This is a genomic window from Kushneria phyllosphaerae (assembly GCF_900312995.1).
GTDB lineage: Bacteria > Pseudomonadota > Gammaproteobacteria > Pseudomonadales > Halomonadaceae > Kushneria > Kushneria phyllosphaerae.
The window spans coordinates 272,931-286,618 of sequence record NZ_ONZI01000004.1 but is presented as its reverse complement, the minus strand read 5'-3'; the positions used below and the strand labels follow the sequence as shown (position 1 = coordinate 286,618).

Sequence of the window (13,688 nt, the reverse complement as noted above, 5' to 3'; positions counted from 1 at the left end):
TGCGCGTCCTATGATCCAGCCGGCAAAGGCCGGTAAGACGACTTTTAATCAGGGGATGAATCATGGCTTTTACACAGGGCGTTAGTGGTCTTAATGCAGCATCCAGCCAGCTGGATACCATCGGCCACAATATTGCCAACTCACAGACCGTCGGCTTCAAGAAAAGCCGTACCGAGTTTGCCGATCTTTATGCCGGTGCCAAGGCAGGCCTTGGTGTGCAGGTCTCAGCCATCACACAGGCTTTTTCCCAGGGTGCCATGGAAAGCACCGACCGTGATCTTGACCTGGCCATTCAGGGCGGTGGTTTCTTTCGTCTGACCGACGGTCAGCAGGTGAGCTATTCACGCAACGGCCAGTTTCAGATGGACTCCAATGGCTTTCTGGTCAACAACACTGGCGGCAGGCTGATGGGCTATCCGGTGGATGACCCGACATCTGCCAATCCGGTGGTGCTGGCGGGTGCCCAGCCGGTGGCCCTGCAGGTGGCCCAAGGGGATCTGGATGCCAGCGCCACGACCAGCGGCAGCATGACCTTTAACCTTGATTCGACCGACACGGCCAAGTTGAACGCCGCCGGCGATCCCATTGCTTTTGATGCTACCAATCCCAAGAGCTACAACTGGCAGACCTCACTGACGACCTATGATTCGCAGGGCAATGCTCAGCAGGTCAACCTGTATTTTGTGAAATCGGAAACGCCCAATACCTGGGATGTGCATGCTCTGAACAAAGGCGTTGAAATCGTCTCGGGAGGAGGGCCTAAAACGCTGAGCTTTGATCCCAATGGAAAAATTACCGGCGATAGCAATCTGGCATTGGATCTTGACCCGCAGAATGGAGCTAACCGGATCAATGCTACTATTGATCTCTCCAGCATTACCCAGAATAGTGGGAGTTTCGTGGTCAAGGCGGCCGGGCAAAATGGTTACGCTGCAGGTAGCCTGACGGGTGTCTCCATTGCCGACAACGGCGACGTACTGGGCAAGTATTCCAACAACCAGAGTCGTGCACTGGGCCGCGTCGCGCTGGCCGGCTTTACCAATGAGCAGGGACTCAAGCCCGACGGTAACAACGCCTGGCTGGCAACGACTGACTCCGGTCAGGAGCTTCTGGGCAGTGCCGGTACAGGACAGCTGGGCTCGCTGCGTTCGCAAACACTTGAGAATTCCAACGTTGATCTGGCCGCTGAACTGGTGACCATGATCGTGGCGCAGCGCAACTATCAGGCCAACGCTCAGACCATCAAGACGCAGGATCAGATCCTGCAGACCATGGTCAACCTGCGCTAAACCGTTCTCTCCCTGCAGTAAGACGACCGGCCTCAGGGCCGGTCTTTTTTTATGTGCAATATCGCAGCTGACGAAATACGACCTTTCTCATGCCTTTCTTGTGACTTTGAGAAGACGCCTTTGCGTGTTTACTAGGCGTCACAAAGGGCAGGCATTCAGTTACACCTGAAAGTGCCGGCCGGGATACTTCTTCAAGCTTTTCGGAGCGGGTCATGGACAGAATCATCTACACCGCCATGTCGGGCGCCAAGCAGAGTCTGGAACGGCAGTCTGCCGTTGCCAACAATATGGCCAACGTCTCGACCAGCGGCTTTCGTGCCGAACTCAGTGCCGCTCGGGCGGTGCCGGTCAACGGTGCAGGCTACGCCACGCGCGCCATTACGGTTGATTCCACCCCGGGCTCCGATTTTACGGCCGGCTCTTTCAGCACCACCGGTCGCGCGCTGGATGTGGCCATTAACGGTGAAGGATGGCTGGCGGTGCAGGCCAACAACGGTGACACCGCCTATACCCGCAATGGTGGATTGCAGGTCGACCCTACCGGGATGCTGATGTCTCAGGGACGGCCGGTCATGGGAGAAGACGGCCCCATTATCTTGCCGCTCAATGCCGAAGTCTCGATCGCCGGTGACGGCACCATCTCCGCTCGAGAAGCCGGTACCCAGGCGCAGGCAGAAGTGGGTCGACTGATGCTGGCCAGCAATCCCGATGGGCGCATGGCGCGACGTGAAGACGGTCTTTTCGGTGCCTGGAATGCACAGGGTGGTCCGATGGCCGCCCTGCCGCGTGATGAAACTGTTCAGGTCATCAGCGGTACGCTCGAGGGCAGCAACGTCAATCCGACCGAAGCCATGGTGTCCATGATCGATACGGCCCGGCGCTTTGAAATGAACATGAAAGTACTGACAACCGCTGACGAGAATGATCAGCGTGCCAACTCGCTGCTGTCGATGAATTGATGTTTCCGGGCCATGACGGCTCTGACCAGGCACATGACGTCACCGGATCATTGCCGGTGAATGGAGAAAACGATGATTAATGCACTCTGGATTGCCAAGACCGGTCTTGATGCTCAGCAGACCAACATGGATGTCATTTCCAACAACCTGGCCAACGTCTCGACCAATGGTTTCAAGCGCTCGCGCGCGGTGTTCGAGGATCTGTTGTATCAGAACCTGCGCCAGCCCGGTTCGATGTCGTCGGTGCAGACCAATCTGCCTTCGGGCCTTCAGATCGGTACCGGTGTTCGCGCCGTGGCCACCGAGCGTCTGCATACCCAGGGCAACCTGGAGCAGACCGGTAACACCAAGGATGTCGCGATCCGTGGCGATGGCTTCTTTGCGGTGCAGATGCCTGATGGCACCAACTCGTTCACCCGCGATGGCGCCTTTCAGGTCAACCAGGACGGGCAGCTGGTCACCGCCAACGGTTTTCCGATCGACCCGGGTATCGTGATCCCGGCCAACGCGCTGTCGGTATCGATTTCCAATGATGGTCTGGTCTCGGTGACAGTGCCGGGCGCTGCAGCCAGCCAGCAGGTTGGCCAGCTTCAGTTGACGACCTTTATCAATCCGACCGGTCTGGAAAGCATTGGCGACAACCTCTATCTCGAAACCGATGCTTCCGGGCCGCGTAATGACAGTATCCCGGGCAATAACGGTGCCGGCACGATCTATCAGGGCTTTGTGGAAACCTCCAACGTCAATGTCGTGGAGGAGATGGTCAGCATGATCGAGACACAGCGTGCCTATGAGATCAACTCCAAGGCCGTATCGACCGTAGACCAGATGCTGGCGCGTCTGACTCAGCTCTGACAGGGAAGATTGATGCACGTGTGCAGGGTTAACCGGGGATCAATGATGCGATACATGCGTTTGTGGAAGCTGTTTCTGGTGGCGTGTATGGCCATGATGATGGTGGCCTGTGCCCAGATCCCACGCCAAAACGTGGTGGAAGGGCCGACCACTGCACCGCCTCAGCTTCCGCCGATGCCGGTCGCCAACGGCTCGATCTATCAAAGCAACTATACCCGGCCCCTGTTTGAGGACCGTCGACCACGCGGCGTAGGCGACATTTTAACCATCGTGCTCAATGAAAATGTCAGCGCCACCAAGAGCTCGGCGGCCAACGCCACCCGAAACGGTTCTACGGCGCTTGGCCTTGAAGCCGCACCACGAGTCATCGGTGGGCTGCTGGACGGTCAGACGACCAGTCTTTCCGGCACCAATACATTTCAGGGACAGGGAGGCGCGAATGCCTCCAATACCTTTGTCGGCACCATTACCACCACGGTCATGAATGTGCTTCCCAACGGTAACTTCCAGGTCGCCGGCGAGAAGCGCATCGGCATTAATCAGGGCACCGAGTACATCCGTTTTTCGGGCACCGTTAACCCGCGCACGATTACCGGGCTCAATACAGTACCGTCGACCCAGGTGGCCGATGCACGACTTGAGTATTACGGCGATGGGTATATCAACGAGGCGCAGACCATGGGCTGGATGCAGCGCTTCTTCCTCAATATTTCACCGTTTTAATCGAGGAATTTCACAATGATGGCAATGTTGAAATCCGTCTCCCTTCATGGCGCCGCGCTGCTGTTGAGCGGCTGCGTTCTGATGGGCCTGGCCTGTCAGGCTCAGGCAGCCCGGCTGGGCGACATTGCCACCTTTGCAGGCGTGCGCTCAAACCCGCTGGTGGGATATGGCCTGGTCGTGGGTCTGGACAACACGGGGGATCAGACCATGCAGGCGCCCTTTACCGGGCAATCTGTCACCAACATGCTTTCAGAGCTTGGGGTCACGATACCGGCCGGCACCAATATGCAGCTCAAGAATGTGGCCGCCGTCATGGTTACTGCCGAGCTGCCACCATTTTCAAGCCCGGGACAGAGGCTTGATATCACCGTGTCCTCGGTTGGTAACGCCCGCAGCCTGCGGGGCGGCACGCTGCTCATGACGCCGCTAAAGGGCGCGGATGGTCAGATCTATGCGCTGGGGCAGGGCAATATGGTCATCCCGGGCATCAGTGCCCAGGCCGCCGGCAGCAGCGTACAAGTCAACCAGACGTCTTCCGGTCGTATTCCGGGCGGCGCGATCATCGAGCGTACGGTGCCGGTTCAGATGGCCGAGCAGGGGCGTATCGATCTGGAGCTCAAGGACGCCGATTTCAATACGGCCCTGCGTACCATGAATGCCATCAACAATGCCATGGGTCAGGGAATTGCCGTGGCCCAGAATTCACGCGTGATTTCGCTGGCGGCACCGCTGGATAGTGCCTCCCAGGTCTCTTTTATGGCGCGTGTACAGAACATCGATGTGGACCCGGGCGTGGTGACACCGAAGGTCATCATGAATGCTCGCACGGGCTCGGTGGCGATGAACACTCGCGTCACGCTTAACCGAGCGGCGATCGCTCATGGCAATCTCTCGATTACGATAGATTCCAACCCCATTATCAGCCAACCGAATGCCTTGTCAGGCGGGCAAACTGCTGTGGTACCCAATGCCGACATCAACGTACAGGAAGAGTCCGGAGCGCTGAGTATTGTCAGTGGCGAGGCGGACCTGAGTCAGGTAGTGGATGCGCTGAATCGTCTGGGCGCCACTCCCAATGACCTGATGGCCATTCTTCAGGCGCTGAAATCGGCCGGTGCGCTCAACGCGGATCTGGAGATCATCTAATGGCAATGGACAGTCGGGGAAGTTTTGCGCTCGATGTGCAGGGGTTGTCGAAGCTCAAGTACAGCGCGCGTGACAATCCTCAGGAGAGTCTCAAGGAAACCACGCAGCAGTTTGAAGCGCTGTTTCTGCAAAAGATGCTGAAAAGCATGCGCGATGCCATGCCCAAAAGCGATCTGCTCAAAAGCGACAGCATGGATACCTATACCAAAATGCTGGATCAGCAGTGGGCGCAGAACCTCTCCGAACAAGGGATCGGTCTGTCCGACATGATGATCAAGCAACTGTCGAACAAGGACAGTGCTCAGGCCGCTAGCCAGTCACCCAATGATTCGCTTGAAACGCTGACGGCGCAGTCCCGCAATATCCCCTCAGCGCTGGCCATTCCGTTGAGCGACGAGCAGTTGAAATACAACGCGCGCCTCGATTCAGGCAGTCATGTGGTCAAGCCCGCCGAGCAAAAGCGCGGGCCGCTGATTGAAGGCTACACCTCGCTGGGTGGCGGTCTACAGGACCGGGTCGACCATCAGAAAATGATGGCGGATGTGGCCCCGCATGTCTCTTCTTTTGTCTCGAAAATGGGCTCGGCAGCACGGGCTGTCAGTGAGCGTACGGGAATCCCGCATCAGTTAATTCTGGCCCAGGCGGCCCTTGAAACCGGCTGGGGCGCGAAGGAAATTCGCACTGATGATGGCAAGGCCAGTCACAACCTTTTCAACATCAAGGCAACCGGCGGCTGGCAGGGCGATCGGGCAAGCGTCATGACCACTGAGTTTGAAGCGGGCACCGCTCACAAGGAGCGGGCGGCCTTTCGCGTATATGACTCTTATGAGGCGGCGTTTTCCGACTATGCGCGTCTTTTGACCGATAACCCGCGCTATCAACCGGTACTGGATGCCCGCACGCCCGAGGCGGCGGCGCATGCGCTGCAAAAATGTGGCTATGCGACAGACCCTCGCTATGGCGAAAAACTGGTCTCCATCATGTCGCAAATGCCGAATGACGAGGCAGCTGCACCTCAGTCGCTGTATGCCTCGCGCACACAGGGTCGCCAGGATGGTGATATATCAGCGGTAACCCAACGACGGGCTGCCATGGCCTATGCCGTTGAAAATGAAGCCAGCAGAATTTTTTGATCGATTAATGCCCTGTGAACAGGGCATGTTTTCCTAAAATTTCCCGGCGTTCGGCCGATAGTACATGACAGATAACACCCTTAAGGGCGCGTGCGAGGAAACACCATGTCCGGTTCACTGATGGGGACAGCGTTGAGCGGGCTGCGAGCAGCCCAGATCGGCCTGAATACCACAAGCAATAACGTTGCAAACGTTAATACCGAAGGCTACAACCGCCAGATTACCGGGCTTGCAGAATCAAAGGGCACCAGCGCCAGTGGTCTTTTTGCCGGTAGTGGCGTGAGTGTAACCGGCGTACAGCGCCAGTATCAGCAGTATCTCAGCACCCAGCTCAATGAAGCCAATAGTGAGCTGGGCGCCAGCAAGTCGCACCTGGCCCAGATATCCCAGATCGATAACCTGCTGGGTGATGGCGACGCCGGCCTCAATAAGCAGATGCAGTCCTTTTTCAAGGGCGTGCAGACCATGGCCAACAATCCTGCCGATACTTCGGCGCGCCAGGCCATGCTGGGCAATGCCGAAAGCATGACGGCACAGTTTCGCGCCACCGACAGTTATTTGAAAAACATGTCGGACAATACCGTGGCGCAGATGGGCGGTGCGGTCGATGAGATCAACAGTTATTCAAAGCAGATCGCCACGCTCAACGTTCAGATTACCCAGACGCAGGCCAAAACCGGTACACCGCCCAACGACATGCTGGATCAGCGTGATCTGCTGGTCGCCAAAATGAGTAGTCTGGTGGGCGTCTCCGTCGTCGACCAGGACGGTCAGTATATGGTGTCGCTGTCGACCGGTCAGACGCTGGTGGCGGGCAAGCAGGTACAGTCACTGCAAATGGTCGCCTCGGAAGATGATCCGACTCGTCAGGTGGTGGCGCTCAAGGCTAGCGACGGTAACCTGTTCGAGCTTGATGAAAGCAGGCTTACCGGCGGCACACTGGGCGGACTGGTGCAGTTTCGCAGCCAGTCGCTCGAACCCACGCAGCTGCGCGTAGACCAGATAGCACATGCGCTGGCCACTAGCGTCAATGATCTGCAGACCAATGGGTTTGATCTGGATGATGCTGCTGGCAAGGCACTGTTCACCACCAGTGAACCGTCCGTCGTGGCCAGCAGGGCCAACAGCAGCGATGGCATGCCTGCGGTCTCCTTTACAGACGATATTTCAAAGGTAGCGGCCAGCAACTACAAGCTGACGGTGACCAGTGACGGTTATTCACTGACGCGTCTGGATAGCGGAAAGGCAGTCAATGCTGCCGATGCCGGCCTCAATATTGAACTGCCAGCGGGACTTTCCTCTGGCGACAGCTTCGTCATCAAGCCGCTGGATAACGCTGCCAGCAAACTCAGTGTCAGTAGCGACATGACGCCGGAAGGCATTGCTGCACGCGGTAGCATGAGTGAGGGCGTACGTGGCAACAGCAACGCGCTGGCCATGGCCAATATTCAAAGTGAAAAGCTGATCAACGGCAGCACCAGCCTGAATACGGCCTATGCCTCGATGGTCAGTGATGTCGGCAACAAGACGGCGACACTCAAGAGCAGCAACGCTGCTCAAACCCAGATTTCCCAGGAGCTTAAAAGCGCGCAGCAGTCGGTATCGGGAGTTAATATCGATGAAGAAGCGGCCAACATGCTCAAATATCAGCAGCTTTACAGTGCCAGTGCGCAGATGATCCGGGCCTCCTCGGAGATGTTCGACGCGCTGATCGGCATCATGCGTTAAGGGGCGTAAAAATGCGTATTAGTACTTCAATGATGTTCGAGCGTAGTCAGAATGCCATGCAGGGTCGCCAGAGCGATCTGTCGAAGGTGGGCGAGCAGGTGGCCAATGGCAAGCGCATTGTCTCGCCTTCTGATGATCCACGTGCTGCCTCACAGGCGTTGATCGTCAAGCAGGACCAGGCCGTGCAGGAGCAGTATAAGGACAGCCGGATTACGGCAACCAGTACGCTGTCGTTGCAGGAAAACACCCTGGATAGCGTGTCTGATCTGTTGGTCAGTGCCAAGGGGCTGATCGTCAAGGCCGGTAACGGCACTTATACGGATGGCGACCGTGCCTCGGTGGCCACGGAACTCGAAGGCCTCTACAACCAGATGCAGGGGCTGGCCAATACCAAGGACAGCAGTGGCCTCTACATGTTTTCCGGATCAAAGGGTAACGTCAAGCCCTATGAAACGGCTCCTGACGGTACTCTTCAGGATTACGCAGGGGATAAATTGTCCTTGAACCTGCAGGTTGATGCCTCCCGTACGATGAACGTTAATGCGGCTGGTTCGGAAGTCTTCAATGTACCTGCTACCAACGGTGGTGATGCGCCGAGCGATCTTTTTAAGGTGTTTAAAACGGCTATTGATACGTTGAGAATTCCGCAGACGGCTGATAACCAGGGGGATTTTCGGACCACGCTGGATCAGGTTAATCGTCAGATCGACAGTGGCAGCAACAACGTTCTGAGCGTGCGTTCTGCGATCGGCAGCAAGCTCAACGAACTGGATGTGCTGGGTGATATTGGTGATACACGTGTCATCAGCAACAAGACGGCCATCTCTGACCTGGAGGATCTGGATTACGCCGAAGCCATCTCCCGCTATACGCTGGGTCAGATCGGACTTGAGGCCTCCCAGAAGATGTTCATGCAGACACAGCAGACTTCACTGTTCAGCCTGATCAGATAACGCCGCATGTAATACGTTCATATACGAAAAACCCCGCGCTGAATATCAGCGCGGGGTTTTTTATTGACCATCTTCTGAAAGCAACATGGTTTTCCAAAGGGGATATGGCGTCTGGAAGCAAGAGACATGTGGCTTTCAGATGATGCTGTTAAAGGCCTTGGCAGGTGTGCAGCAAAGGGATGAACGTCGGATGGCAGGTTCAGAGGGTAATAGCGTCAGGAAAAAAGCTCCGTGATGTTGACCATCTGATTGAGGGCACTTTCAAACATCCGCTGGAAGATCGTGCCCAGTTCCGGCGTCATGAAGGTCAGAAGTATGACCCCGGTCGTCAAGGTAATGGGAAAGCCCACAGAGAAGATCGAGAACTGCGGTGACGCGCGGTTAAGAATGCCCATCGAGATATTGATGATCAAAAGGGCTGTCACTATGGGCAGGGCCATCAAAAAGCCGGCCGAAAAGATAAAGCTGCCCCAGCGTGCGATCGCATCGAAGCCGGCCGGCTCAAGTCCAGTCTGACCGATCGGCAGGCGGGTAAAGGTCTCGATCAAAAGCCGGATCATGATGGTATGACCATTGAGGGCCATGAACATGAGAATCGCAATCATGTTGAGAAAACGAGCCAGCACAGTGGTCGTTCCCTGGGCTTCAGGCGAGTAGAAAGAGGCAAAGGAGAGGCCCATTTGCAGGGCAATATAATCACCGGCGGCCTGGATGGCGGCAAACACCACCCGCATGACCAGCCCAAGTGCTGCGCCGATAAGAAACTGCTGGATAATGATCATGATACCCGCCCAGGACGCCGGGGGAACATTCGGCATGGGGGGCAGTACAGGGGCCACGACCACGGTCAGGGCAAAGGCAAGCCCTACCTTGGCTGTTCGAGGGAAAGCGTTTTCGCCAAAGATGGGTGCGGCGCCGATGAACGCCAGAATTCTGACAAAGGGCCAGAGAAATGCCGTTAGCCACGCATCGAGCTGGGCGGAAGTAATCTCCAGCAAAGGAAGGCCCTCTAGCCGATCATGGCGGGGATATTGTTAAAAAGCTCTCGAGTAAAATCGGAGAGCGTCCCCAGCATCCAGGACCCGCCAATGATCAGCGTTGTAAAGACCGCCAGAATCTTGGGAATAAAGGAAAGTGTCATTTCGTTGATCTGGGTGGCGGCCTGGAAAAGGCTCACCAGCAGGCCAACGGTCAATGCGACCAGCAGCAGCGGCGCTGCAATTAGCAGCGTCAGCATCATACCGCGATAGGCCAGACTCATTACCATTTCCGGTGTCATGGGGCCACTCCTTGAAGTCGGGATACTACGAGACCATTGCCTCGAAAACGCCTGCCTGTCACTGGCATGCCTACATGTAAAAACTTTGCGCCAGTGACCCCATCAGAAGCCCCCAGCCATCGACCAGTACAAAGAGCATCAGCTTGAAGGGCAGCGACACAATGGCAGGCGGCACCATCATCATCCCGAGCGCCATCAAAACGCTGGCCACGACCAGATCGATAATCAAAAAGGGAATGAAAATCGTAAAGCCGATCTGAAAGGCAGTTTTCAGTTCACTGGTGACAAAGGAGGGCAGCAGCAGGCGCATGGGCACATCTTCCGGGCCCTCAAGCGGCGGCATATTGGCGATGCCGGCAAACATGGCGATATCGGTTTCACGTGTCTGGTGCAGCATGAATTCCCGCAGCGGCTGGCTGCCGGCTTCGATGGCCTCAGGCATGCCTATATTGCCTTCCGACAGCGGCTGCCAGGCCGTCTCATAAATCTGCTCAAAGACCGGAGACATGACAAAAAAGGTCAGAAACAGCGCCAGTCCGACCAATACCTGATTGGGCGGTGACGACTGGGTGCCCAGTGCACTTCTCAAAAGCCCCAGCACGATGATGATGCGGGTAAAGCCGGTCATCATTAAAAGTGCTGCGGGCAGAAAGGCCATCGAACTCAGCAGCACCAGCGTTTCGACAGACAGGCTCCAGGACTGGCCGCCACCGTTGAGCGGTTGGCTGGTCATGGCCGGGAATTCGGCCGAAGCGTGGGTCGGCAGCGATACCAGCGTGGCCAGTACTGGCAGCAATACCGGCAGAGCGTGTCGAATCCGGTGAGACAGACGGGGCAGGGCAGAATGAGTCATGGGCGCCTATCAAAGCGCTGTGACAGCGCACGCTTGAAGCTTTCGGAAAAGGCAGGACGTGTGGCCTGATCGACAGAAGTGCCGGCACTGTTCAGAGGTTCCTGAGCTTTTGCCGGCATCTTATGAAGGCGATTAACGCTGCCGGGGGTCACGCCAAGCACCAGCCAGGTGTTTTCTATTTCCACAACCACTACGCGCTCGCGCGCGCCGACACTCTGGCTGGCCACAATACGAAGAGACTGTCCCTGCAGGCGTCGCCCCGGCCCGAGCCGCTTGATGATGGCGGCCAGTCCCCAGATCAGCAAAAGCACCAGTGCCAGACCCAGCGCCGTTTTACCCAGTCCCTCCATGCCAAGACCATTGTCCTGAGCAAAGGCAGGAGATGACGTTGCAGGCTCAACAGCGACGTGCGCGCTGCCAATTTGATGGGCGCTTTTTAAAGCCGTGGCGTCAAGCGGGCCATCGGCTGCGTGACCTGAGCTTTCCAGAAAAGGCGAGGTGCTTGCCTCGCGCGTGTGGCTGTCGGTCATGGGATGACTCATATCGTTTCATTCAAGGGACACGACTTAGCACGAGCGAGGCAAAGCTTCAACGATTAAGCTTATGAATGCGCTCGGAGGGCGTAATGATATCAGTAATACGAATACCATATTTGTCCTCCACCACAACCACTTCACCCTGCGCAATCAGATAGCCATTGATCAGAATGTTCATGGGCTCCCCGGCCAGACCGTCAAGTTCGACGACCGATCCCTTGGCCAAGTCCAGCAGTTCGCGGATGGTCATGCGGGTACGGCCCAGCTCGACCGACAGCGTGACCGGAATTTCCATGATGACATCCAGCTCGCGCGACTGGCCGTGTGCGTCAGTACCCGACAGGGGCTGAAAAATAAGATCGCTGGCAGGTGGTGCCGCAGCCACAGGAGGCGTCTCTTCCAGAGTATGCTCCGGGGTTTCGCCGGTCTCTGCAAAAGCCGAGCCCCAGTCGATATCGTCTTCATCGCTGGCAGCACCCTGCTCCTGCATGGCACTGGCCCAGTCATCGGGCATCTCGTCAGACTTGTCGTTGGGTGAATCCGGATTTTTGGGATCAGTCATGATGCGTATTCCTGTGGGCATCGATGGGACGATGGTCGATCAATCTTTTGACGCGCAGACCCTTCTGGCCATTGAGGCTGCCGTAATCGCAGGCCATGACCGGGACACCGTCGACGCGCACGTTAATGTCCTGAGGCAGATCGATGGGCAGAACATCACCCACCGACAGCTTCGAGATTTTGTTCAGAGTGGTCTCGATCGTCGTAAAGTCCGCGACCAGTTCCACGCTTGAGGATTTCACCTCACCGGCAAGGCGCTGCATTCTTTCGCGGTCTTCTTCCGGGTCGTTGCGCTGCAGCGGCCCCGAAAGCGTCTCGCGAATGGGTTCAATCATCGAGTAGGGCATGCAGATATGAAAATCACTGCCAAAGGCGCCCACCTCGACGTGAAAAGTGGTGTTCACCACCAGTTCATTGGAGCTGTTGGTGATGTTGGTGAACTTCACCTGCATCTCCGAGCGCTGGTACTCAAGTTCCACCGGGTAGATGGACTGCCAGCCCTCGGCATAACTCTCCAGTGTCAGATTCAAAAGACGCCGGATAATCCGCTGCTCTGTATGGGTAAATTCCCGGCCTTCCGACTTGGTCAGAAAACGGCCATCTCCGCCAAAGAGACTGTCCACCACCAGAAAAACCAGGTTAGGCGGAAACACGATCAGTGCATTGCCCTTGAGGGGCTTGATGGCGATCATGTTGATATTGGCGGGCACCGGCAGATTGCGCGTGAAATCGCTGTATTTCTGAATCTTGACCGGGCCTACCGTAATGTCCGCCGTACGTCTGATCAGGTTGAACAGCGCCATGCGAAAGCGGCGACCAAAGCGCTCATGAATGATATCGAGCGACTGCAGGCGACCGCGTACCACACGCTGCTGATTGGCTGGATCGAAAGGGCGAATACGCTTGGTGCCAATGTCCCCGGAGCGCGTCTCTTCTTCCTCGCCGCTTACCCCTTTGAGTAGCGCGTCGATCTCTTCCTGGGACAGCATGTCATCTGCCATGGGGACCTACTGAACAATGAAATCGGTGAACAGGGCATCGCTTACCGCGACGCTGCTTGTATCGCCATTGAACGGCTGCTCGAAGGCACCGATCAATGCTTGTGCCAGTGCCTGCTTGCCGGCGGGCGTGGTCAGTTGATCGCCCTGCTGGCCAGTCAGCACCATCAAAATACGGTTGCGAACCTCGGGCATCTGTTCTCTCAGAGTTGCAGCGGCTTCTTCGCCCTCTGCCTTGAGCGTGATACCGATATAAAGAATTCGGCCACTGCCATCGTTGAGGTTGACGGTAAAGGGCTTGAGCTCAACAAACACCGGAACGGGCGCCGATGCCGCCTGCTCGGCCACGTGTGCCTCAGCGGAGGTATCCCCCTTGAGGAAGTACCAGGCACCTCCAGCACACACCAGGCCTACCAAAATGACCAGCAGCGCGACGATGATCCAGAGAAGTTTTTTACTGCCGGTCTTGGCCGGAGGCGTTGCGGTAGAGGTCGTCATGGCGTCAGATCAATCCAGTGAGGGTTGAGAACACTTGTTCGTTAATCCGTAACATCATGTGTTCGGGTTGATGCCATGGTACGGATTGGCGCGCCAAACGATGGATCAAATAGCGCGGTCTCAGACGGTTATCTCAACGTTTTGAAATTCAGGGCCGTGTCTGTTGTAAACAATCAA

15 protein-coding genes are annotated in these 13,688 nt (G+C 56.6%); 8 read left to right on the top strand and 7 right to left on the bottom strand.

Translation table 11 applies throughout. From position 1 onward, the window contains the following. Positions 1-62 precede the first annotated feature (62 nt). The 8 genes from flgE (at position 63) to flgL (ending at position 8,786) form a co-directional block, all read left to right on the top strand. Positions 63-1,289 (top strand): flagellar hook protein FlgE, encoded by a 1,227-nt coding sequence (flgE, locus tag KSP9073_RS14450; protein WP_108843672.1) that lies wholly within the window; start codon positions 63-65, stop codon positions 1,287-1,289. A gap of 212 nt (positions 1,290-1,501) precedes the next feature. Next, positions 1,502-2,248 (top strand): flagellar basal body rod protein FlgF, encoded by a 747-nt coding sequence (locus KSP9073_RS14445; protein ID WP_108843671.1) that lies wholly within the window; start codon positions 1,502-1,504, stop codon positions 2,246-2,248. A 72-nt stretch (positions 2,249-2,320) separates the two neighbouring features. Further along, positions 2,321-3,103: a flagellar basal-body rod protein FlgG gene (gene flgG / locus KSP9073_RS14440; RefSeq protein ID WP_108843976.1), complete on the top strand. Its 783-nt coding sequence runs from the start codon at positions 2,321-2,323 to the stop codon at positions 3,101-3,103. Positions 3,104-3,157: 54 nt separating this feature from the next. Continuing rightward, entirely contained in the window at positions 3,158-3,826 is a 669-nt protein-coding gene (locus KSP9073_RS14435; RefSeq protein WP_439330956.1) for a flagellar basal body L-ring protein FlgH, read from the top strand. Between the two features lie 18 nt (positions 3,827-3,844). Next, positions 3,845-4,972: a flagellar basal body P-ring protein FlgI gene (locus KSP9073_RS14430; RefSeq protein ID WP_439330966.1), complete on the top strand. Its 1,128-nt coding sequence runs from the start codon at positions 3,845-3,847 to the stop codon at positions 4,970-4,972. After that, the gene (flgJ, locus tag KSP9073_RS14425) at positions 4,972-6,105 is read left to right on the top strand and encodes a flagellar assembly peptidoglycan hydrolase FlgJ (RefSeq protein WP_108843670.1); all 1,134 of its coding nucleotides are present in this window, start codon (positions 4,972-4,974) and stop codon (positions 6,103-6,105) included. Before KSP9073_RS14430 ends, flgJ begins: the two co-directional genes overlap by 1 nt. A gap of 105 nt (positions 6,106-6,210) precedes the next feature. Continuing rightward, positions 6,211-7,833, top strand: coding sequence for a flagellar hook-associated protein FlgK (gene flgK, locus KSP9073_RS14420; RefSeq protein ID WP_108843669.1), 1,623 nt, complete (start codon positions 6,211-6,213; stop codon positions 7,831-7,833). Between the two features lie 11 nt (positions 7,834-7,844). After that, positions 7,845-8,786 carry a flagellar hook-associated protein FlgL gene (gene flgL, locus KSP9073_RS14415; RefSeq protein WP_108843668.1) on the top strand — a complete coding sequence of 314 codons (942 nt, stop codon included), beginning with the start codon at positions 7,845-7,847 and terminating at the stop codon, positions 8,784-8,786. 215 nt (positions 8,787-9,001) lie between these two features. On the opposite strand, the gene fliR is transcribed toward flgL, so the two are convergent. The 7 genes from fliR to fliL form a co-directional block, all read right to left on the bottom strand. Continuing rightward, positions 9,002-9,784, bottom strand: coding sequence for a flagellar biosynthetic protein FliR (gene fliR / locus KSP9073_RS14410; protein ID WP_108843667.1), 783 nt, complete (start codon positions 9,782-9,784; stop codon positions 9,002-9,004). Positions 9,785-9,795: 11 nt separating this feature from the next. Beyond that, the gene (fliQ, locus tag KSP9073_RS14405; RefSeq protein WP_108843666.1) at positions 9,796-10,065 is read right to left on the bottom strand and encodes a flagellar biosynthesis protein FliQ; all 270 of its coding nucleotides are present in this window, start codon (positions 10,063-10,065) and stop codon (positions 9,796-9,798) included. A gap of 70 nt (positions 10,066-10,135) precedes the next feature. After that, positions 10,136-10,918, bottom strand: a complete 783-nt coding sequence (gene fliP / locus KSP9073_RS14400) for a flagellar type III secretion system pore protein FliP (RefSeq protein WP_108843665.1) — start codon at positions 10,916-10,918, stop codon at positions 10,136-10,138. Further along, the gene (gene fliO, locus KSP9073_RS14395; protein WP_108843664.1) at positions 10,915-11,460 is read right to left on the bottom strand and encodes a flagellar biosynthetic protein FliO; all 546 of its coding nucleotides are present in this window, start codon (positions 11,458-11,460) and stop codon (positions 10,915-10,917) included. The genes fliP and fliO overlap by 4 nt, the downstream gene beginning before the upstream one ends. Before the next feature lie 46 nt (positions 11,461-11,506). Continuing rightward, positions 11,507-12,016 (bottom strand): flagellar motor switch protein FliN, encoded by a 510-nt coding sequence (fliN, locus tag KSP9073_RS14390; RefSeq protein WP_108843663.1) that lies wholly within the window; start codon positions 12,014-12,016, stop codon positions 11,507-11,509. Continuing rightward, the gene (gene fliM, locus KSP9073_RS14385) at positions 12,009-13,016 is read right to left on the bottom strand and encodes a flagellar motor switch protein FliM (protein WP_108843662.1); all 1,008 of its coding nucleotides are present in this window, start codon (positions 13,014-13,016) and stop codon (positions 12,009-12,011) included. The genes fliN and fliM overlap by 8 nt, the downstream gene beginning before the upstream one ends. Before the next feature lie 6 nt (positions 13,017-13,022). After that, the gene (gene fliL / locus KSP9073_RS14380; protein WP_108843661.1) at positions 13,023-13,511 is read right to left on the bottom strand and encodes a flagellar basal body-associated protein FliL; all 489 of its coding nucleotides are present in this window, start codon (positions 13,509-13,511) and stop codon (positions 13,023-13,025) included. Between the last annotated feature and the right edge of the window lie 177 nt (positions 13,512-13,688).